Origin of the sequence: Catenulispora pinisilvae, assembly GCF_015356865.1 — a bacterium.
Taxonomy (GTDB): Bacteria; Actinomycetota; Actinomycetes; order Streptomycetales; family Catenulisporaceae; genus Catenulispora; species Catenulispora pinisilvae.
The window spans coordinates 18565-38387 of record NZ_JAAFZA010000023.1; the positions used below are offsets into that span (position 1 = coordinate 18565).

The following is a 19823-nucleotide window of genomic DNA, read 5'->3' on the forward strand; positions in this document are numbered from 1 at the left end:
CCCGGCTACGACGACACCACCGGCGTGGGGACGCCCGACGCGCGGTACTTCGCCTCCTATCAGCGTGCTGACACCTCCGCGTCAAGGAACCACTGAGCCCGGCTCTACGGATCCAAAGCGCCCGACTGCAACGCCGCGATCCCGTTCTTGAGCACTTGATCCCACGGAAGGGCGTTGGGCACCGAGTTCTTCCATTTCTCGTAGTTCTCGGGACCACCGATTCGCTGTGTCATGTAGCGTTCCACCGCTGCGGCATCGCTCTGCGTGTCGAAGTTCCTCAGGATGTTCATCCGGTAGGCGCCACCGTATTGCCGGGCCCAATCGGTGTAGTCCGCGTAGGTGTAGCGGCCTGCGGGGTTGTTGGTGATTCCCCACTTCAGGATCTTGCCGGTGACCGGATCGTTTATCTCATAGAGCGATGTCTGACCGATGTCCGGGTACTGACCGTAGATCGGTTTGTTCGTCTTGGGCATCCTCCCGCTCTTCGCGCCACACGAATCGTTGTGGACGAGCACCGGGGTGCGGCCCGCGACCACGTAGTACGTGTGCAGCCCGTCGATGGTGAGGTCGTACGTGACTGTCGGACCCACGTGCGGACGCACCCCGCGCACGGTCACGTCCACGGCCGCCGGGCTTTGCAGGCGATCGCCGGGGGCGAGCCCGCCGGCGTCGACGAACGCGCCGGCGCCGGCGTCGTAGTAGGGGTGGTTCCGGGTGCCGGTGATCGTCGCGGGGCCGTCCGGTGTGCCGATCTCGACGTCCACGAAGTCCGAGTCGGTGGTCGTGACGTGCACCTGGTCCACCCGGTGGACCTCGGTGCCGCCGCCTCCCGGCTGGGCGTCGGCGACCAGGTCTCCGACTCGCACGTCGGTGATCGGCTCGGTGGTGCCGTCGGCCATCAGAACCCGCGTGCTGCCGATGAAACTGTGGCTCAGGCAGGAGGAGTCCTCGTCCTCATCCTCAAGGTATTCGCGTTCCTCGCTGCCGAACGTCTCGGTGGCCTGCTCCTCGTTCTGCAACCCGAGGTCGGAGAAGCGCAGGATCGGCTTCCCGTCCGCGCCCAGCTCGGGGTTGCCCTCGGCGTCCGTCGGCACGGAGCCGAACGCCGGCTCCCCCTCTTCATCGGTGATGGACGGCGAGTATTCGAGGTCGAACTCGGACGCGTCGCCGCTCAAGCCCTCGTCGTCCAGCAGGGATTGGAGCCGGCTGAGGCTGACCGCGGGCCCGGGCCCCTCCGCTTCCGGGGCGCCCGCGGCACGCGGGGCGGGCCGCGGTGTGTCCCCGCCGACATCCTCCGAGGGGGCTTCCTTCACCGGATCCACGCGGTCGATGGTGATCTGGTCACCATCGAGATCCGCGGTGGCTTTGCCGCCCTTGCCGATGGCGTCGTCGAACGCCTTCTGGCCCGGCGGCAGCGACTCGCCGGCGGGCGGTTCGGTCTCGGCCAGCGCGTAGTCCCCGTCGGCTTCCGGGATCAGCCCCTCGTAGGTCGTGGTCGGGTCCAGGTGCGCGGCCTCGTCGGCGGGCAGCGAGCGCACCGCGTCCGGGGACAGGGTGGCGCGGACCGGAGCCTCGGTCACCTCTTGCGACGGCGCCGCTTCCGAACCGCCGTCGCCGGCAGTCGGTTCGTACGCGGTGCCACCGGGCTCGGCGGAGTCGCCACCGCTGACGGCCGGCTCTGACTGCACGGTGTCCGGCGGCCCCTGGTCGGCGCCGGAGTCGGCGGCGGGGTCGGTCGCGTCACCGCCCGGCGTGTCGTCATAGGCGGGGGTCTGCGGCTCTAGCGCCTCCTGTTCCAGCGACGCGACATCGCCCAGGATCTTCTGCCGCTCGGCGTCCAGATCCGCGGCCTGCCCCTGCAACGCCTCGACCGCGTCGTTGTGCGTCTGCACATCGGTCTGTAGCTGCGTCTGCTTCGTCTGGATCGACGTCTCGGCGTTCTGCAGGTTCGTCACGTTGGACTGGATCGACGCCGCCTGGGACTGGAGCGCCGACCTGCGGCTGTTCAGCGCGTCGGCCTCGGCGTTGTAGGCGTCGTACGCGGCTTGTTCTTCCGGCAGCTGGAACTCGTGCGGTTCGGCGTTGTGCGCGCTGATCTGGTTGTTGAGATCAGTGATCTGACCCTCGATCGAGGTGACCTGGCCCTCCAGGCCGGACTCCTGGCTGGTGATCTGATTGGCCTGGTTCTCCAGATCGGTCTGGCGCTGCTGGAGCGAGTTCTCGTCGTTCGCCAGGTTCGCCGACTGCGTCTGGAGGGCCTGGGCCTTGGTGTTGTAGTCGTCGACCTCGGACTGGATCTGGGCGGACGCGTTGCCGATGGGATCGGGCACGTCTGGCGGCGCCGTGGGGTTGTCGTCCTGTGCCAGGTGCCAGTTGTAGACCGTGCCGGCCGCGGCGCCGACCGATGCCGCAGCGCCCGTCCGCGGCGCGGCGGCACGCGCGGCCGGCACGGAGACGCCCGCGGTCAGAGCGGCGGCGGCAAGAGCTGCGGCGAGGCGCCGTGTACGCAGACCCCGCCGTCTCGACATGCCGCCCACGGCTACCCGCTCACCTTCGCCTCGAAGGCATCGGCGACCTTCGCCACCGCGGCCTTGCCGTCACCACCCTCACAGATCGCGACCTGCAACACCGCCGCACCCTTCAACCGGGCCTGCCGGTAGCACGCCCACCCGCCCCCGGCGTCCTGTGCGGCGGTCCAGGCCAACTGGTTCGGCGTGTTGGCGCCGACGCTGTAGTTCCACTTCACAGTGTTCTTATTCTGATCGGTGCGCGTCGCCGACGGGCAGGCCGCGATCCCCTGACCCAGAGCCTGGAACACCGTCCCGGCCTGCCCGGGGTCGCCGTAGTCGCCGATCGTCTGGGTCACCGTGTAGTCGCCGGTGCCGCCAGAGTCCTGATACGTCGTGGAGTAGAAGACCGTCCACCCCTTGGTATAGCCGGAGACCGTGGCCGGTCCGACCGCCATCGCGCACGAGGCCGGATCCGCGGTCAGCGCCGCCGGCGGCTGATTCACCGCGGACCCGGAGATGACGGTCGTCCCGACGGCCTTGCTGATGTCATCCGGTGTCAGGATGCTGGCTTGCAACGTCCCGGGCACCACATGCTGGGGACTGGAGGCGACCGGCGCCTTGCTCTTGCTCGGCCACAAGGCCCACGTGAGTCCGCCGCCGCCCAACACCACCACGACCACCAGGCCGATGATCAGCAGCCGGCGCCGGTCCCGGGGCACCTTCGGCGCGAAGGACCTGGTCTGCGGCGGCTGCGGCAGTGGTTGAGACGGCGCTCCCTGCGGTGGTCCGTAAACAGGCTGCGGCGCCTGCGGCGATCCGTAGCCGGGCGGCGGTGCCTGCGGCGGCCCGTAGCCGGGCGGCGGCGCGAAGGGCCCCGGTTGCGCAGGCTGCGGCGCGTACCCGCTCTCCGGCGGCGGCGCGTACCCGCTCTCCGGCGGCTGCTGAACCGGGCCGCCAGGCGGCCCGCCGGGCCCCACGACGTTCAGCTGCTGCGTCGTGAACGCAGACGATTCCTGCGGCGGAACGGTGTTCAACTGCTGTGTCGTAAGCTCCGATGCGTCGTCACCCAACGGACTCCGCTGGTCATCGGAGTGAGCGTCGGCCATGAATCGGCTCCCCGTGTGAGTACTCGCAGGTGTCTGAACCGCGACTCAGAGTACTGTCCACGAACACAGACGTACATATGTCTCCGGGAAACACGAAGGACCGGCAACAGGCATCGCGATGCCCTGCGGCCGGTCCTTGCTCGTGTCGGGGCTTGTGTCGGGGCGGCCTCAGCTCAGCCTTCGGCGGCCAAAGCGTCCGCCAGAGCGTTCAACCCCAGATCGTGGGAACCCTTCACCAGCACGACGTCCGCGGGCCGGATCAGCTTACGGGCCGCCACCAGCGCCTCCTCGCGGTCGCGCACGTGGTGCACGGCCATCTCCGGGGCCCCGGCGCGGGCGGCCTCGACCAGGGCGACCGGGCCGGTGCCGTCGTAGAACTCCGAGTCGGGACCGTCCACCACGACCAGAGCCGCGAACCCCAACTCGGCGGCCAGATCCCCGATCCTCCCATGCCGGGCGGCGGAATCAGTCCCCTGCGCCACCATCTCACCCAGGACCCCGACGATCCGCCGGGAACCGTCCGCGGCCAGCGCCGTGGTCGCGTTCAGGGCGGCTTCCATCGACTCCGGGAAGGCGTTGTAGGCGTCGTCGACAATCGTGACGCCGTCGCTGTCGCGAGTCCGCACCGCCAGCCGCGAGTTGGAACGCGGCCCGCCCGTCGCGCTCAGCGCCGCGGCGATCTTCTCCACGCCGATGCCCAGCGCCCACGCGGTCGCGGCGGCGGCCAGGGCGTTGCTCACCTGGTGCGCGCCGAGCAGCGACAGCTGGACCGGGGCGCTGCCGTCGGGGGTCTTCAGCGTGAAGGCCGACATCCCGTGCACCAGATGCTCGTCGACGGCGGTGATCACCGCGTCCGGACCGCGGCCGAACCAGACCACGTCGGCCTCGGTGCGCGGGGCCATCGCGGCGACCCGGGGATCGTCGGTGTTGAGCACCGCGATGCCGCCGGCGGCCGCCGACGGGAGCGCCGCGACCAGCTCGGACTTGGCCGCCGCGACGATGCTCAACGGATCCCGGCCCGCCGCCTCCGGACCCGCGCCGGCCACGAACGTCTCGACGTGGGCGTTCCCGACCGCGAGCACCACGCCCACGCGGGCCGGCGCGATCGACGTCAGATACGTGAGATCCCCGGCCTGCGCCGCGCCCATCTCCAGCACCAGGTACCGGGTCGACTCGTCGGCGCGCAGCACCGTCAGCGGCAGCCCGAGTTCGTTGTTGAAGGAGCCGGCGGTGGCGATCGTCGGCGCCTGCGCCTCCAGGATCGTGGCCAGCAGGTCCTTGGTCGTGGTCTTGCCGAACGAGCCGGTGAGGCCGATCACCAGCGGGTCGATACCGGCCAGGTTGTGCTTGGCCAGCTGGGCCAGCGCGGTCCGGACGTCGGCCACCAGCACGGCCGGCACCGGGACCGGGCGGGAGGCCAGCACCGCGGTCGCGCCCGCGGCCACCGCCGCCTGCGCGAACTTGTGCCCGTCGACCTGCGCGCCGTCGAAGGCGGCGAACAGCCCGCCGGGGACGACGGCGCGGGAGTCCAGGGCCACCGGTCCGTTCACGACACCCGCCGGATCGGCCTGGTGCAGCGTGCCGCCGACGACTTCGGCGATCTCGGCCAGACTGAGCGTTCTCACTTCGCCTCCACCGCCTGCACCGCAGCCGCCTCCATCGCCGCACGGACGCCGTTCCGGGCCGGGCGCACCAGCGCCTGGTCGATGAGCCAGGTCAGGAGCTTCGGCAACGGGACGCCGCTGGCGTTCCAGGCCCGGGCGAACGAGGACCGGGTCGTGAAGCCGGGCATGGTGTTGATCTCGCACACGTACAGCTCGTCCGCCTGCTCGTTCCACAGGAAGTCCACCCGGGCCAGTCCGAAGGCGCCGATCGCGGTGAACGCCTCCAGTGCCAGGGTCCTGATCCGGTCGGCGACCTTGTCCGGCAGGTCGGCCGGGACCGTGAGCCGGGAATCGACGGCCTGGTACTTCTGCCGGAAGTCCAGCAGGCCGTTGTCGACGTCGATCTCGGCCGGCAGCGAGGCCCACAGGTCGCCGTCCGGGCTGATCAGCACGCCGCAGTCGATCTCGCGGGCGTCGTCCACGCCCTGCTCCACGATCACCGTGTGGTCCAGGGTGAACGCCTCATTCACCGCGCTCTTCAACTCACCGGCATCGCACACCCGGGTCACGCCGATCGAGGACCCGCCGGCCGCGGGCTTGACGAACAGCGGCCACTCCAACCCGTTGAGCAGCGGCAGGACGTCGCGGGTCGCGGCCCAGCGCTCGGCCGTGAGCACGATGTGGGGGGTGACCGGTATCCCCTCGGCCAGGAAGGCGCGCTTCATCGCGACCTTGTCCATACCGACCGCCGAGGCACCGACCCCGCAGCCGACGTAGCGGACCCCGTACGCCTCGAACAGCCCCTGGATGACGCCGTCCTCGCCGAAGGCGCCGTGCAGCACCGGGAACGCGACGTCGACCCGGGCCAGCACCGTGCCCGGGTCACCGGCGCGCACCACGCTCAGCGCCCCGTCCGCCCGGTTCGGCAACAGTTCCACCGGCGTCCCGGCGATCGGCAGCAGGTCGTCTATCGCGACGTCCGTGGTCGACTCGGTGCGGGCGTACTCCAGCGCCTCACGCGGCAGCAGCATGAACCGCCCGGTCTTGGTGACGCCGATCGCGTGCAGGGCGTAGCGGTCGCCGGGCAGGTTGCGGACGAGCGCCTTCGCCGACGCGCGGGACACGTCGTGCTCGTCGGACGGACCACCGTAGAAGACGCCGACTTGAAGCAAGCCGTTGTCACCCTCGGGTGAAGCGTGTACTGGCGCGGAATGCAATTGGGACCCCTCCTGGTCATGTCAACCACTGCCAATTATGAGGGAACTCTGGAGGGTCGACGTCCGCGGGCCGTTCTCGGCTGACGCCGGGCCGGTGATGGCGGGTTTCCGGGGTGCGGTGGTGTTGAGGGATGGCGGGGGCGCGGATGCTTGATGACCAGAGGGTCCCGAATAGGGCATATCAGGCGTTATCGCAACTAGTCGCCCCAACCAGTCGAGGGGCCCGTGCGCCAACACGGACCCCTCCTCCCGATCGCCTGGACCAACAGAGCTCGGGTTCATCTCCAGTGAACACACGTGGTGCATGGCTCCACAAGGCCGCCGAAACAAGAGTGAACAACTCTCCCTTGGGTATCCGCAGGTCACAGTGCCGAGCCGGGCGGCGGCACCGGACAGGTCCGGATGGCGGCGGACGGCTCCGGATACCGCCGGATGCCGCCGGACAGCACCGGACGGCTCCGGATTCCGCTGGCCAGAGCGTCATCAAGCATTTTCCCGGTCTGCTGGACGGCCCAGGACGCGCTGACGCACGATGGGTGGAGCGAACTCAGGGCTCTGTTCACGAGCCGACGCCAATCGGCCTGCCCGGTCGGGTTCGCGATGTTCCAGCCTGGACCACCAAGAGTTTCGAGGAGCGATGTTGAACGTGGGGAAAACATTTGAGCGCCGGGACCATGCGGCGCAAGCAGGCCGAGCAGCGCAAGCAGCCCGAGCAGGCCGAGCAGCGCAAGCAGCCCAAGCAGCCCAAGCAGCGCCGACTGTCCGCTGCCTCGCCGCCGGTGTGACCCGCCGGCCACCGACGATCGTCATCGTCATCGTCTTCGCGGCCGTCTGCCTGATGGTCGGTCGAGGCTACGACGCCGTGGCCGTGACCACCGTGCTGGCCGGCGCCTGCCGGGCGGTCACGAGGCTGGCGCGGCAAGCACCGTCGCGCCCGGCGCTCTAGCGGGTCCATGGGCCGTCCCGAAGAAGCCGTCGCGTCCGAGGGTCCGCTGGCGGAATTCGCCCGCGACCTCCGGGCGCTGCGCCATGCCACCGGGCAGATTCCGTACCGGGACCTCGGGCGGCTGGCGCGCTATTCGCCCAGCGCCCTGTCCACCGCGGTCAGCGGACGCAAGCTGCCCACCATCGAACTGACCCTCGCGTTCGTCCGGGCCTGCGGCGGCACCGCGGACGACGTGCGGACCTGGGAGCAACGCTGGCATGAGGTCAACGAGTCGCTGGGCCGCCCCGGCAGAGCCCCGCGCCGTCCACCGCCGACCAGCCTGACCCGCCGCTTCGCCGATGCCGACCCCACGAACGCGCGCAACGTCGTGCAGTTCGTCGGCCAGATGCACAAGCTCAAGATCGGATCCGGCCAGCTGACGCTCCGGGATATCGAGCGGCGTGCGCGGGACGCCGGCCAGAGCCTGCCGACGAGCACGCTCTGCGACGCGCTGAAAGGCGACCGGCTTCCGCAGTGGCGGGTCGTCGAGGCGTTCGTCATCGCCTGCGGCGACGAGGAGGCGCTCGATCGCTGGCACGAGGCCTGGACGCGACTGGCCATGGCCACTGTCACGCCACACCCGGAGACGGGGCTGTATACCGTGCCGCGGCGGATCGCCCCGCCGGATCAGCCTGCGGGTTACGGGCCGACACCCGGCACAGGAATGTCTGCGTATGGTTCGCTCTCGGCGTCGCCCGAGGGATCGGCGACCGATCGGAGAGGGGAACCGCTTGAGGATGGCGATCCTCGCAGGATCGGCCCTTACCGATTGCTCGGCCAACTTGGCTCCGGTGGCATGAGCCGTGTTTATCTCGGAGTGGACGAGTCCGGAGCGCAGGCCGCCGTCAAGGTCGTGCATCACGACTTGGCTCGCGACAAGGAGTTCCGCCAGCGATTCCAGCGAGAGGTTGCAATATTGCTCCGTGTTCCCGGCGGACCATCCTTCGCTCTAATGCTGGCTGCCGACCCGGAAGCCGAGCGACCGTGGCTTGCCACGGAGTACGTTCCGGGCCCGCCGCTGCATGTTTTGGTGGCAGGGGATGGACCGCTCTCGCCGACGGCGGTCCGGCGGCTCGGGGCTGATTTGGCCTGGGCATTGGCGACGGTGCATGAGTTGGGCCTGGTCCACCGGGATGTGAAGCCGGCGAACATCCTGATGGCGGAACAGGGCCCGAAGCTCATCGACTTCGGCATCGCCCGCGACGACAGCGCGTCGATCCTTACCCGGACGGGCATTGCCATTGGGACGCCGGGATACATTGCGCCGGAACAGATACTCGGTAGGCGTGAGATCGGACCGCCCGCAGACGTCTTCGCCCTCGGCGCGGTACTGGCCTTCGCGGCCATCGGACAGCATCCGTTCGGCGAGGGTGATGCGTCGGCCATGATGTATCGGATCGTGCACGAGAAGCCTGATCTGGATGCTATTCCGGCCGAGTTGCGGGAAGTGATCGCACGCTGCATGGCCAAGGAGCCACACGAGCGGCCGTCGGCGCACGAGGTCGCAGAGCTACTGGCAGTGGAGCTCGCCCCACCAGAGGACATGTCAGTTCACAGCGGAGGGGAAGCAACACCGACCATTGCGATCCCACCCGCGTCGGAACAGCCCGCGTCGGAACAGCCCACCAGGCGGAATTGGGCCGCGCCGATCAAGGCCGCCCAGACGTTGCTCCACATAAAGCTTCCGCCCCGGCGGTAGCTGTCACACGCGTCGCGGCCAGGACCGCGATGCCGATCCGGACCCGCCAATCCTCGGCAGCAGTCTCCACCCCTATACACCACCCTTGACCTCGGGGCCATACTGCTATCCATGGAGCCCGCTCGATTAGGAGCGTTACACCGTGACCTCGCCCACGCGGTTCGCATGGGCCCCTTCTCCGCGACCTTGCACCTGGCGATCGAGGCCAGCGGCCTGACCCTGGAGCAGGTGCGCGCGGAGCTCGCCGCCCGCGGTGCCTTGGTGTCGATGGCGACCTTGAGTTATTGGCGGCGCGGCCTGAGCCGGCCGGAGCGGCCGGAGTCGTTGGTCGCGGTGCGGTCGCTGGAGGAGGTGCTGGGGCTTTCGGCGGGGGCGTTGAGCGGGCAGTTGGGGCCGCGGCGGCCGCGTGGGCGGTCGGCCGTGCGGCGGGAATCAGGGCTCGATGTCGTCGACGCGTGGGGTGCTCATCGGGAGTACGACGACCTGCTGCGCGGCCTGGATCCCGCCGGGCGGCTGGAGCTCACCCGGCTGTCCACCCTCGACCGCTACAGCCTCGGGCCCGACCGGCGCGAGGTGTCGCTGTCCACGTGCCAGGTCGTGCGGGCCGAGGCGGACGACCTGAGCCGGATGACCGTGCTCTACCGCACCTACGACCCGCCGTCGCCGGCCCCGGTCATGACCGCGCTGCACGGCTGCCGCGTGGGGCGGGTCCGGATCGCCGCCGACAGCGGGTTCGTCGCCGCGGAGCTGCTGTTCGACCGGGTGCTGCGCCGCGGGGACACCACGGTCGTGGACTACGAGCTGACCGGCCTGTCCCCGATCCCGCCCACCGAGACCGACTTCTATCAGCGCTTCTTCCCCTACGCCACCGCGATGTACGTGCTGATGGTGCAGTTCGACCCCGCGACGGTCCCGGCGCGGTGCGTGCGGTACGAACGACGCACGGAAGCCGCGCCGGACCAAGGGGTTCGCGAGGTCTGGGTCGGCGCGACCGGGCAGGCGCACGTGATGGCGACCGACGTCCCACCCGGTGTGGTCGGCCTGCGCTGGGATTGGGGGGCGGGCCTGAACGACGCACCGTCGATACGTCGTGCAGACCCGCCCGCTCCGTGATCTCGTTGCTATCGCGATTCCACAGTTATCGCGTTTCCGCAGCTATTACCGGTCAGGGCAAAGCCCTGAGATCAGAATCAGAATCCGTACACAGTGTCTCCGAAAGCCGTCTTGCCCGAGCCGCCGCCGGAGTCGGTGGCGGTGACGGTCACCTGGTAGGTGCCCGCGGTGGTGGGGGTGCCGGAGATGGCCCCGGACGAGCTGATGCTCAGGCCCGGGGGCAGCCCGGTGGCGCTGAACGTCAGCGGCAGGTTCTTGCTGTCCGAGGCCTGGATCTGCAGGCCGTTGGACTGGAAGCCGACGAACCCGAACTGGTCGCCGGGATCGGTGACCGTGACGGTCCCGCCGCCGCCGCTCCCGTTGACGGTGAGCGAGTACGTCGCCGAGTGGGTCGTGCTGCCCGCGGTCCCGGTCACGGTCACCGGATACGTCCCGGCAGGTGTCGAGCCCGAGGTGCTGATCGTCAGCGTCGAGCTGCCGCCCGCGCTGACCGAGGTCGGGCTGAAGCCCGCCGAGGCGCCGGAGGGCAGGCCCGAGGCGGACAGCTGCACCGTGACCGCCGAACCGGCCGTGACCTTGGTGCCGACCGTGGCGGTGGCCGACGAACCCGGATTCACCGAGCCCGACGCCGGGCTCAGCGACACCGAGAAGTCGTTGCTGGGCGGCGGCGGGGTGGTGCCGGAGGCGAAGCCGCTGACGCCGTTCGGCGTGCCCACCCCGGTCGGACCGTCCCAGCCGGTGCCCGCGTTGCAGATCACCGTGCCGCACGAGCCGTTGCTGCCGGAGGTGACGTCGTTGAACTTGGCCTCGTTGGCGTAGACGTAGGAGACGCCGTTGTCTCCGGAGGCCGGAGAGCCGGCCTGCGCCCACATCGCCGAGATCAGCGGCGTGGCCAGCGAGGTGCCGCCGTACTCCAGCCAGCCGGACTGGCTGTAGGTGTCGTAGACCGCCAGTCCGGTGTTCGGGTCGGCGTCGGCCGAGACGTCGGCACTGGCCCGGTTGTCGCAGCCGGTGCTGATGTTCTGCTGGTAGGCGGGCTTGGCGAACAGCGAGGAGCAGCCGGAGCCGCCGCTGCTCCACACCGACTCCGACCAGCCGCGCGAACCCGAGCTCTTACTCAGTGAGGTCCCGCCGACCGCCACCACGCTCGGGAACGTCGCCGGGAACTGGGCGTTCGACCCGGACTGCGTCCCGCTGTCGCCGGTGGCCGCCGCGATCATCACGCCGGGGTGGTTGTAGTGCGCGTCCAGACCGGTGCTGAAGTTGCTCTCGGCGTCGGAGTAGCTGTTGGACACGAACTTCGCGCCGAGCTTCACCGCCTCGTCGACGGCGGCCCCCAAGTCGGTGTCGTTGTTGGAGTTCGCCTCGACCAGCAGGATGTGGCAGCCGGGGCACGCCGCGCTGACCGCGTCCAGGTCCAGCGTGATCTCCACTCCCCACCCGGAGTCCCCGGTCGGGTAGTTGCTGCCGCCGCTCTGGTCCACCTTCGTGAAGCACCCGTTCGCCGTCGTGCACGCGGACAGGCCCCACTGCGAGCGGTAGGTCCCCAGGTCGCTCTCGGCGTTCGGGTCGTCATAGGCGTCGACGATGGCGACCGTCTGCCCGCTGCTCGGATTGCTGCCCAGGTTGTACGCGGACTGGATGTCGCTGGGGCCGAACCCGGCCGGTGCCGCCGGTCTCGCGCCGCCGCGCACCAGCTGGAGCGCGTTGCAGTGCGCGTGCCCGGCGGTGGCGCTGGCACAGGCGGCCGGAACCACTTGCGGAGCCGGTGCGGCCTCAGCGGGCCCCACACAGGCCAGGGCTGCCGCGGTGGATACGGCCGACATCATGGCGCCGGCCAGGAGTATCCGCCTCATGTGTTCTCCTCTCGTGCCCCGCCGGCCGCGTTGTTCGCAGCCTGATTTCGGGGGTTGAGTTGGAGTGTGGAGAACGGTGGGGGAGGGTGATAGAGCGCTTCACAGTGCCGGTGGCGGACGGTTTCAATTCCTTGAATTGAGATTGAAACGGGCGCTGAGATGGGCGCTGAAATGGGCGATGAGCGCGGCGGCGGGAATCGAGCCGGTCAGCGCCGCCGCGACCCACACCGGCCCCAGGCCGCTGGGGCCGGACAGCGCGGCGGCTCCCATGGCCGGGCCCGCCGCGGCGCCGATGTTGAGGGCCGCTCGCGTAGGAGCCACCCATGGTCGGGGCGTCGGATGCCGCGTAGAGCACGCGGGTAATCAGGGTGCTGCCGACTGCGAAGGCCAAGGCGCCCTGGACGAGCACGAGGCCCAGCAACGGCACGGGATGTGGTGCGAACAGCGCGACACCGATCCAGCCCACTGGCAGGAGCGGCGTACCGACCAGGAGCGCCCATGGCGAAAGCGGCCAGGGCGAGCAGGTAGAGAGCCAGAGGCATCGAGAACTCCGAGGCGGGAGAACGGACGGAAGACGTCTCGTCACCACGGTCAGCCCCGCGGGCGTACCCGAACAGCCGCCCTCGCGGCAGCGCGGCGGGCGGGGAAGGCTGGAACGCTTAGCGGTTCCGGTTCCGGTTCCGGTTCCGGTTCCGGTTCCCGTTCGGGTTCAGGCTCAAGACCTGCGCACACTACCCAAGATCACCCCGGCGGTGCATATGGAATTCCTCCAGACCTGCTATCGCTTGAGCAGGAAGGCGAGTGCGGGGCATTCGGAGACGGCTCTGCGGGCCCGGCGCCGGGCTTCGGCGGGGACCGGACGTTCCTGGAGGATCGGGTAGCCCCACTCGTCCAGCGAGACGACTTCCGGAAGGAGGTCGGCACAGGCGCCGTGGCCTTGGCAGGCGGTCCAGTCGACGGCTGCGCGGAGGGTGGAAGTGGTGGAAGTGGTGGCAGTGGTGGGCTCAGGCATGGGTCAGGGTCCTTAGTCCGTGTCCTTAGTCGGTCACAGTGCTCTGGCTTGTCGCGGGCGTCGCTGTCGGGAGCATCGGCGGGCGGGCGCAGGCCCGGCATCGACCGCGGGAGTGGGCGTCGGCTTCGGCGGCGAAGGTGATCAGGGCACTGCGAGCGAGCCGGGCGGTGCCGTCCGGGTGGCGGCAGGCGCCGCGTCCGGTGACCAGGCCGGCCCAGCGGGACAGGTCGTCGCGGATCTGCTGAAGGTCGCTGCGCGGGGTGGGGCGCGCCAGTTCGCCGAAGGCCGCTGCCATGCGGGGCAGGCCGTTCAGACACGGGCCGCACTGGCCGGCTGATTCCAGGGCCAGGTAGCGCAGGATCGACGCGGTTTCGACCAGGCCGCAGCGGTCGTGGGGGAGGACGGCCAGGAGGCCGGCTCCCAGCGGGACGCCCAGTGCTTCGGCGCTGACGCTTGTGTCTCCGGTGATTGCTCTGATGCCGGCCCCGGCTTCGCGGCCCGATCGTGCCGCCGGCTCCAGTGGCAGCCAGGTTCCGTGGTAGCCGCCGACCAGGATCGCTTGCCCGGACACGGCCCCCGTCAGGTGCTGAAGCGGTGTGCCCGGCGCGGCTTCCACCACGGTCGGCGTGCTGTCCGCGTATCGCACGGTGAACAGCGAGGTGGCCGCGCCGGACCGGTACCACGCCGGGCCGTGGCGGGCGATCAGGGCCAGGTGCGCCAGTGTCTCAACGTTCTGCACTAGCGTCGGGTCGCCACCAACGCCTTGCTCGAATACCGGCCGGCTCTGGAACCGGGGCAGCGCGGGGCCGCCGTCGAGGAACGACACCAGCGCCGACTCTTGTCCGGACAGGAAGCGGGACGGCACTTCGACGATCGTCACGGGCACGGCTGACGAGGGCCGCTGCCGGTTCGTCTCGACCAGATACCGACGCAGGCCGTGACCCCCCTCGACGGCCAGGAACGCCCGGTCCGCACCTATGGCGGCAGCCGCGAGCGCGACGCCGTCCAGGACCAGGTGCGGCGCGTGCCATAACAGGGCCTTGTCTTTGGCGCTGGCCGGCTCACCCTCGGAGCCGTTGGCCACCACGACCGGACGACGGCGGGCTCGCCGAGCGGCCTCGCGCACCGCGGCCATCTTCCGGTACGCCGGAAACGCCGCGCCGCCCTGCCCGCTCAGGCCGGAGCGCTCGGCGGCGGCCATGATGTGTCCGGGGTCGAGGCGTGGCAGGTCGCCGTAGATGGCGCGATGTGCCTGGTGGTCCAACGGTTCCGACGGGAGCAGGCGCATCGCGGCGGCGGTGGCCGTGGCGTTGGCGTTGGCGTGGGTGTTCGCGTGGGTGTTGGTGTTGGTGTTGGTGTTGGTGTTGGCGTTGGCGTTGGCGAGTGAGCGGATACGCACCGGCGGCAGGACGGACGCGTTCATCGTCGGACTCCTTCGTGGGTGCCGACGCTGGCGCTGGTGGCGTATTCGCGGGCAGCCGCCGACCGTGCGGGAGCCGCCGCGAGGATGTCGGCGGGTGTCAGGGCCCGTCGTCCCGTGGCCACGCGCTGCGCGACGGCGGCCAGCACCACGGCGACGCAGGCGATCGTCAGCCACAGGGGCCAGCCGGTCATGGGATGCCCGGTGCCGCTGCCGAGCGTGATGCCGTGCACGATGGCGACCGGCCAGCAGGCGTAGGCCAGCCAGTGCACGGCGCGCCAGGTGCGCCGCCCGATCCGGGCCCGCAGCAGGCTGGTGATCACAACGGCCAGGATCAGGTCGAGCGCCACCGCGCCCAGGCCGATCCACAGCGGTTCGTAGGACGACGAGAACGGAACGACGACTGCCAGGAGGCTGATATCGACGTAGGAGTCGATGACCGCCGTGAGGATGTGGACGGCCAGGAATGCCACCGCCAGCAACGAGATGCTGCGATGCAGCGCTACCGCCGCCAGGCGCGGCAGCCCGGGGAGTCGGACCTGGCGCCGTACGCTGATGCCCAGCACCATCACGAGACTGAACAGGACCAGGGTCACGATGCCGGTGGCCTGCCCGGTGTACCAGATCACCGTAGAGTCCACGACGATTCCTCCCTCGGGCCGATGGTGTAGGAGAAGCCGGTGCTACCCGGCGCGGCCGGCCAGCGCCCGACGGTGCACACGGTGCCGTCTTCAGCCAGCAGGCGCGCGTCCAGGCCGCACTCGGCCAGCCAGGCCGGAGCCCGGGTGCCGCGAACAATGGCCGCGGTGCTGGCGATGTTGGCGTCCAGGCAGGTGGCGGCGGTCACGCTCACGGTGCGCCAGGGGGTGCGGGCCGACAGGCCGGTGTGCGGGTTGATGATGTGGTGCAGGGTTCTGGCGCCACGGGTCCAGCGGCGGGCGGCGGTGCCCGAGGTGGCCAGGCCGCCGTCGCGGATCAGGATGCTGATGAACTCTGGGTCTGCGTCCGTGTCCGCGTCCGGGTCCGGGTCCGCGCCCGGATCATCGGTTATGTCCTGAACGCGGATCGTCCAGCCATCCGCAGGCGCCGCCCCTGCCACCGCGAGGTCGCCGCCGAGGCCGACCAGCACCCCGCAGCCGAAGCGCGCGGCCAGGTCTGCTGCGGCCCGGTCAGCGGCCCACGCCTTCGCGGTCGCGCCCAAGTCCAGCCGAATCCCCGGCGGGACGGCGAGCGTCTGCCGTTCCGCGTCGAAGGCGATGCGCCGCCACCCCGGCACCGGCCGGACCACCAGCTTCACGGGACTGCCGTCGTGCTGCACGAGGTCGAAGTCGCGATCGTACCCAAGCCCGGCCAGCGCCGATCCCACGGTCGGATCCACGTCCCCGCCACTGAGCTCCGCGCCACGAAGGGCAGCCGCCACGGCTTCCGCAAGAACGGGGCTGATCGGCGTCTCGCGTCCGGCGGAGTGATCGAGCGCTGCGATCTCGGAGTCGTCGCGAAAGCGGCTACAGGCGGCGTCCACGAGGGCCAGCCATTCGGCCAGGAACTGACGGGCCTCGCCGAGCGCCGCCGGGTCGGTGACGGCGAGGCGCACCGCGCAGCCCAGGGCGCGCCAGTCGGTCGCGGCATAGGGCGGGGTGATGGTGCTCATGAGGCACCTGAGGTCGCGGCGTGGCCGGAGGACGTGGTGCTGCTTGATGAAGACGACGAAGACGACGAAGACGAGGAGGACGACGAGGGCGAGCTGGTAGCAGTGCTGCCTGATCCGCTCGTGGTCCCCGTGGTCCCCGTGGTGCCTGTGGTGCTCGGCGCCGACGTCGACGGTTGCAGCCCAGAGCCGGACGACGAGCCGGTACCCGTGCCCGATGTGGCACCCGAGGCCGGTGTGGCGCCCGAGCCCGAGTGCGCCCGAGGCACGGTCGCGGCGATCGCCACCCCGCCGGCCACGCTCGCGGCGGTCACGGTCCAGGTCACGGCGGATATTCGGACAAGCCTGCGACGCGCTTCACGCTCCATGTCGACACCTCCACAATGGCTGAATGGATCGCCATCCACCGTGGTCCGGCTCGGTGAGAGAGTGATGAGGCGCGGATCAATATCGACTTTGAGAGTCGCGCTCAAGCGCCGGTTGCACTCTCGGGGGTCGACATCGTCCCACCGCCCCGACCGTCAAACCGCTCCTGAGCGGCAAGCACATCCGTCGTGTGCTGCATCGACCACTCCGTGAGCCCCTTCAACGGCTCCCGCAGCGTCTGCCCCAGCGCCGTCAGCTCGTACTCCACCCGTACCGGCACCTCAGCGTGAACCGTGCGCAGCACCAAGCCGTCGCGTTCCAGGGCGCGGAGGGTCTGGGTCAGCATCTTCTCGCTGACGCCCTCAAGGCGCTTGCGGAGCTGCGTGAAGCGGGCGGTGCCATGTTGGGCGAGTTCGCCGAGAACGAGGATGGACCACTTGTCGCCGATGCGGTCCAAAAGGTTGCGGGAGGGGCAGCCGCGTTCGTAGGGGTCCCAGGATCGTGTTGCCTCGGTCACGGCCGTTATGGGTGCCATCGGGCTCACCTCTTCTCTTTCCGGCGGGTGGCTACCTTACCAAAAAGTGGCTACTTCCCAGCGGTTAGCTGCCAGGTCAGCATGGGGGCGTGCCGCGGGAGGCCGCGGCGGAAACGAGGATTCGTTCATGTCCATCGTCGTTACCGGGGCCACCGGGCAGTTGGGCCGGCTCGTCGTCGAGGCGTTGCTCAGGCGTGGGGTGCCGGCCGCGCGGATCGTCGCCACCGGACGCGATACGGCCGGGATCAAGGATCTGGCCGATCGTGGGGTGGTGGTGCGGCGGGCCGATTTCGGTGACGCGGCCAGTCTCGCGTCGGCGTTCGCCGGGGCCGAGAAGCTGCTGCTGATCTCGGCCTCCATCCCGGTGGAGGAACGCCTGGCCAACCATCGGCGGGCCATCGATGCCGCGCAGACCGCGGGTGTGTCGCTGGTGGCGTACACGAGCATGACCCGCGCCGACACCACCGCCACGATCATCGGCGCCACCCATCGCGCGACCGAGGAGTACCTGCGCGAGCGCGCGGTTCCCAGTGTGCTGCTGCGCAACGGCTGGTACCTGGAGAACTACACCTCCCAGCTGCCCGTGGTGCTCCAGCACGGCGCGTTCATCGGGGCCACGGGCGCCGGCCGGATCAGCGCGGCGTCCCGTGCCGACTACGCCGAGGCCGCCGCTCTGGTCCTGAGCACGGAAGGGCACGTCGGCAAGGTGTACGAGCTCGCCGGCGACGAGGCGTTCACCCTGGCCGAACTCGCCGCGGCCGTCGCCGACCGCACCGGCCGGCCGATCGCCTACACCGATCTGCCGGCCGAGCAGCTCGCGGCGGCGTTGGCCGGCGCGGGCGTGCCCGCCGACGTGGCGCACGCCCTCGCCGACGCCGACCTCGGGCTGGGCCGCGGCGAGCTGTTCAGCGACTCCGGCGAGCTGAGCCGACTGATCGGACGGCCCACGACCACCCTGGCGGCCGCTCTCGACGAGGCGCTGCGGTGATGATGCGACGCACCCTGGTGACCCTTGCCACGACGACGGTCGCCCTAGCCGCCGTCACGATCCCGGCCACAGCCGCCACAACTCCCACAGCTCCCACAACGGCGGCAGGCCAAAAGCATAAACAGGGTCCTTATACGATCACCATCGACGGCGCCAACGCCTTCCCCGAAAGCGTCGCGACCGACAACGCCTACACATACACCGGCAGCATCGATGACGGCACCGTCTACCGCGGCCGTCTTGGCGCGCAGACGCTCGAACCCTTCCTCCCGGCTGGCACAGACGGCCGCACCCAAGTCACCGGCATCAAAGTCGCCGGTGACCGACTCCTGGTCGCCGGGGCCTTCACCGGCCGCTTCTTCATCTACACCAAGACCGGCAAGCTCGTAGCCTCCTACACCGTCCCCGACACCGGCGAGAAGACCCTCGTCAACGACGAAGCAGTGACGCCCGACGGAGACGTCTACATCACCGACTCCTTCCGCGCCGTGGTCTACCGCATCCCGGCGGCCGAGGTCCACGCCCCGGCCACCGGACGCCACCGCACCCTGCAGGTCGCCTACCACCTGCCGGACTACGTGGCCGGCACGTCCAACGGCAACGGCATCGTCGCCACTCCGGACGGCAGGTCCCTGATCATCGGCTACTGGTCCACCGGCGCCCTCTATCGTCTGACCCTGGCCACCGGCGCGGTCCGCAAGATCGACGCGCCGCCGCTGACGAGCGACGACGGAATCGCGCTGCGCGGCGACACCCTCTACATCGCACGTTCCGTGAACAACGAGATCGCCACCGTGCGGCTGTCCCACCACGACACCCGCGCCGCGATCGTCTCCGAACGCACCTACCCGGGCGCCGATACCACCACGGGTGTCGCGGTCAGCGGGGATCGGTTGCTGGTGACCAACTCCCAGATGGACACCTACCTCTACGGCGCTCCGCTGACCAGCCCGGTCTTCACCGTGGAGAACCTGCCGCTGGAGTGATGGAACAAGTTGGTCGGTCCGGGTCGGCCCAGGTCGGCCCGGGCCGGGGTGGGCCCGCGCGCCCCGGCCTCAGCCCTTGACCAACGCCCCAGCGCGAAGCCGCAGCACCTCATCGGCGGCTGCGGCCACCTCCCGCGAGTGCGTCACGACGATGACGCACTTCCCCTCCTCATGAGCCAGCGCCCGGAACACCGTGACGATCTCCGTCGCGGTGTCCTGATCCAGGCTCCCGGTCGGCTCGTCGGCGAACAGCACATCGACCTCGCAGGCCAGCGCCCGGGCGATGGCCACCCGCTGCTGCTGGCCGCCGGACAGTTGCAGGGTCCTGCGATGCTGGTCCACCGGCTCGACCCCCAGCCGGGTCAGGATCTGCTCCGCCCGCTGCTTCTTCCGGCCTCCGCGTGCTCCGGTGATCTCCATCGCGGACACCACGTTCTGGACCGCCGTCATGTAATTCAGCAGGTTGAGATTCTGGAACACGGTCGCGACGTGCCGGTTGCGGTACCGCCCCAGCCCGAGTTCGGCGACGTCGTCGCCCCGGAACCGGACCTTCCCGGAGACCGGCGTGTCCAGCCCGCTGGCCAGCGCCAGCAACGTGGTCTTGCCGCTGCCGGACGGTCCGACGACGGCATACATCCGTCCGGACTGGAACGAGTGGCTCACGTTCTTCAGGATGATGCGCTTCCGGCCGCCGGAAGCGTAGGAGTGGGAGACGCCGGCGAGTTGCAGCACCGGGGTCTTCGTCGCCTTCTCGTCAGTGGCCGCGGCGGTCATGTCA

19 protein-coding genes and 1 pseudogene are annotated in these 19823 nt (G+C 70.1%); 6 read left to right on the forward strand and 14 right to left on the reverse strand.

Going from position 1 to position 19823, the window contains the following annotated elements; genetic code table 11:
• Positions 1-104 precede the first annotated feature (104 nt).
• The 5 genes from IZR01_RS09045 to IZR01_RS52210 form a co-directional block, all read right to left on the reverse strand.
• Positions 105-2528, reverse strand: a complete 2424-nt coding sequence (locus IZR01_RS09045; RefSeq protein WP_194923583.1) for a Hint domain-containing protein — start codon at positions 2526-2528, stop codon at positions 105-107.
• Between the two features lie 11 nt (positions 2529-2539).
• Entirely contained in the window at positions 2540-3544 is a 1005-nt protein-coding gene (locus IZR01_RS52205; protein WP_194923584.1) for a sensor domain-containing protein, read from the reverse strand.
• A gap of 245 nt (positions 3545-3789) precedes the next feature.
• Positions 3790-5241, reverse strand: a complete 1452-nt coding sequence (locus IZR01_RS09055) for a UDP-N-acetylmuramoyl-tripeptide--D-alanyl-D-alanine ligase (protein WP_194923585.1) — start codon at positions 5239-5241, stop codon at positions 3790-3792.
• Complete coding sequence (locus IZR01_RS09060) at positions 5238-6392, reverse strand: D-alanine--D-alanine ligase family protein (RefSeq protein WP_228559082.1); 1155 nt, start codon at positions 6390-6392, stop codon at positions 5238-5240. Before IZR01_RS09060 ends, IZR01_RS09055 begins: the two co-directional genes overlap by 4 nt.
• Before the next feature lie 407 nt (positions 6393-6799).
• Complete coding sequence (locus tag IZR01_RS52210) at positions 6800-6928, reverse strand: hypothetical protein (protein WP_267254785.1); 129 nt, start codon at positions 6926-6928, stop codon at positions 6800-6802.
• A 168-nt stretch (positions 6929-7096) separates the two neighbouring features.
• Here IZR01_RS52210 and IZR01_RS52215 point away from each other — a divergent pair, with 168 nt between their 5' ends.
• The 4 genes from IZR01_RS52215 (at position 7097) to IZR01_RS09075 (ending at position 10234) form a co-directional block, all read left to right on the forward strand.
• On the forward strand, positions 7097-7222 hold the full coding sequence (locus IZR01_RS52215; RefSeq protein WP_267254786.1) for a hypothetical protein: 126 nt from the start codon (positions 7097-7099) through the stop codon (positions 7220-7222).
• Positions 7219-7383: a hypothetical protein gene (locus IZR01_RS09065; protein WP_194923587.1), complete on the forward strand. Its 165-nt coding sequence runs from the start codon at positions 7219-7221 to the stop codon at positions 7381-7383. The genes IZR01_RS52215 and IZR01_RS09065 overlap by 4 nt, the downstream gene beginning before the upstream one ends.
• A 7-nt stretch (positions 7384-7390) precedes the next feature.
• Entirely contained in the window at positions 7391-9121 is a 1731-nt protein-coding gene (locus IZR01_RS09070) for a protein kinase domain-containing protein (protein ID WP_194923588.1), read from the forward strand.
• A gap of 165 nt (positions 9122-9286) precedes the next feature.
• The gene (locus IZR01_RS09075; RefSeq protein ID WP_228554549.1) at positions 9287-10234 is read left to right on the forward strand and encodes a hypothetical protein; all 948 of its coding nucleotides are present in this window, start codon (positions 9287-9289) and stop codon (positions 10232-10234) included.
• Between the two features lie 77 nt (positions 10235-10311).
• Here IZR01_RS09075 and IZR01_RS09080 read toward each other — a convergent pair whose 3' ends face one another.
• From IZR01_RS09080 to IZR01_RS09110, 8 genes and pseudogenes are all read right to left on the reverse strand, one after another.
• Positions 10312-12090 (reverse strand): S53 family peptidase, encoded by a 1779-nt coding sequence (locus tag IZR01_RS09080; RefSeq protein ID WP_194923589.1) that lies wholly within the window; start codon positions 12088-12090, stop codon positions 10312-10314.
• A 123-nt stretch (positions 12091-12213) separates the two neighbouring features.
• Positions 12214-12583: pseudogene (locus tag IZR01_RS54115) on the reverse strand (hypothetical protein); the annotation flags it as partial.
• Between the two features lie 285 nt (positions 12584-12868).
• A complete protein-coding gene (locus IZR01_RS09090) occupies positions 12869-13102 on the reverse strand; it encodes a ferredoxin (RefSeq protein ID WP_194923590.1) in 234 nt (77 codons plus the stop codon).
• A gap of 25 nt (positions 13103-13127) precedes the next feature.
• A complete protein-coding gene (locus IZR01_RS09095) occupies positions 13128-14525 on the reverse strand; it encodes an NADH-ubiquinone oxidoreductase-F iron-sulfur binding region domain-containing protein (RefSeq protein ID WP_194923591.1) in 1398 nt (465 codons plus the stop codon).
• Complete coding sequence (locus tag IZR01_RS09100; RefSeq protein WP_194923592.1) at positions 14522-15163, reverse strand: ferric reductase-like transmembrane domain-containing protein; 642 nt, start codon at positions 15161-15163, stop codon at positions 14522-14524. The genes IZR01_RS09095 and IZR01_RS09100 overlap by 4 nt, the downstream gene beginning before the upstream one ends.
• A complete protein-coding gene (locus tag IZR01_RS09105; protein WP_194923593.1) occupies positions 15148-16173 on the reverse strand; it encodes an FAD:protein FMN transferase in 1026 nt (341 codons plus the stop codon). The genes IZR01_RS09100 and IZR01_RS09105 overlap by 16 nt, the downstream gene beginning before the upstream one ends.
• Positions 16170-16538: a hypothetical protein gene (locus IZR01_RS50210; protein ID WP_228559084.1), complete on the reverse strand. Its 369-nt coding sequence runs from the start codon at positions 16536-16538 to the stop codon at positions 16170-16172. The genes IZR01_RS09105 and IZR01_RS50210 overlap by 4 nt, the downstream gene beginning before the upstream one ends.
• Positions 16539-16639: 101 nt before the next feature.
• Positions 16640-17071 carry a winged helix-turn-helix transcriptional regulator gene (locus IZR01_RS09110; RefSeq protein WP_194894236.1) on the reverse strand — a complete coding sequence of 144 codons (432 nt, stop codon included), beginning with the start codon at positions 17069-17071 and terminating at the stop codon, positions 16640-16642.
• A gap of 127 nt (positions 17072-17198) precedes the next feature.
• Between IZR01_RS09110 and IZR01_RS09115 the strand changes: the two genes are divergently transcribed.
• Entirely contained in the window at positions 17199-18059 is an 861-nt protein-coding gene (locus IZR01_RS09115; RefSeq protein WP_194894237.1) for an SDR family oxidoreductase, read from the forward strand.
• Positions 18059-19045 (forward strand): SMP-30/gluconolactonase/LRE family protein, encoded by a 987-nt coding sequence (locus IZR01_RS09120; RefSeq protein ID WP_194923594.1) that lies wholly within the window; start codon positions 18059-18061, stop codon positions 19043-19045. Before IZR01_RS09115 ends, IZR01_RS09120 begins: the two co-directional genes overlap by 1 nt.
• A gap of 69 nt (positions 19046-19114) precedes the next feature.
• On the opposite strand, the gene IZR01_RS09125 is transcribed toward IZR01_RS09120, so the two are convergent.
• Positions 19115-19819 carry an ABC transporter ATP-binding protein gene (locus tag IZR01_RS09125; RefSeq protein WP_194897345.1) on the reverse strand — a complete coding sequence of 235 codons (705 nt, stop codon included), beginning with the start codon at positions 19817-19819 and terminating at the stop codon, positions 19115-19117.
• Between the last annotated feature and the right edge of the window lie 4 nt (positions 19820-19823).

Coding starts and splice junctions, on each gene's coding strand:
- IZR01_RS09115 (WP_194894237.1), top strand. CDS start 17,199: ATGTCCATCGTCGTTACCGGGGCCACCGGGCAGTTGGGCCGGCTCGTC.
- IZR01_RS09045 (WP_194923583.1), bottom strand. CDS start 2,528: ATGTCGAGACGGCGGGGTCTGCGTACACGGCGCCTCGCCGCAGCTCTT.
- IZR01_RS09075 (WP_228554549.1), top strand. CDS start 9,287: ATGGGCCCCTTCTCCGCGACCTTGCACCTGGCGATCGAGGCCAGCGGC.
- IZR01_RS09110 (WP_194894236.1), bottom strand. CDS start 17,071: ATGGCACCCATAACGGCCGTGACCGAGGCAACACGATCCTGGGACCCC.
- IZR01_RS52210 (WP_267254785.1), bottom strand. CDS start 6,928: ATGCTTGATGACGCTCTGGCCAGCGGAATCCGGAGCCGTCCGGTGCTG.
- IZR01_RS09080 (WP_194923589.1), bottom strand. CDS start 12,090: ATGAGGCGGATACTCCTGGCCGGCGCCATGATGTCGGCCGTATCCACC.
- IZR01_RS09105 (WP_194923593.1), bottom strand. CDS start 16,173: ATGAGCACCATCACCCCGCCCTATGCCGCGACCGACTGGCGCGCCCTG.
- IZR01_RS09090 (WP_194923590.1), bottom strand. CDS start 13,102: ATGCCTGAGCCCACCACTGCCACCACTTCCACCACTTCCACCCTCCGC.
- IZR01_RS09125 (WP_194897345.1), bottom strand. CDS start 19,819: ATGACCGCCGCGGCCACTGACGAGAAGGCGACGAAGACCCCGGTGCTG.
- IZR01_RS09095 (WP_194923591.1), bottom strand. CDS start 14,525: ATGAACGCGTCCGTCCTGCCGCCGGTGCGTATCCGCTCACTCGCCAAC.
- IZR01_RS09120 (WP_194923594.1), top strand. CDS start 18,059: ATGATGCGACGCACCCTGGTGACCCTTGCCACGACGACGGTCGCCCTA.
- IZR01_RS50210 (WP_228559084.1), bottom strand. CDS start 16,538: ATGGAGCGTGAAGCGCGTCGCAGGCTTGTCCGAATATCCGCCGTGACC.
- IZR01_RS09070 (WP_194923588.1), top strand. CDS start 7,391: ATGGGCCGTCCCGAAGAAGCCGTCGCGTCCGAGGGTCCGCTGGCGGAA.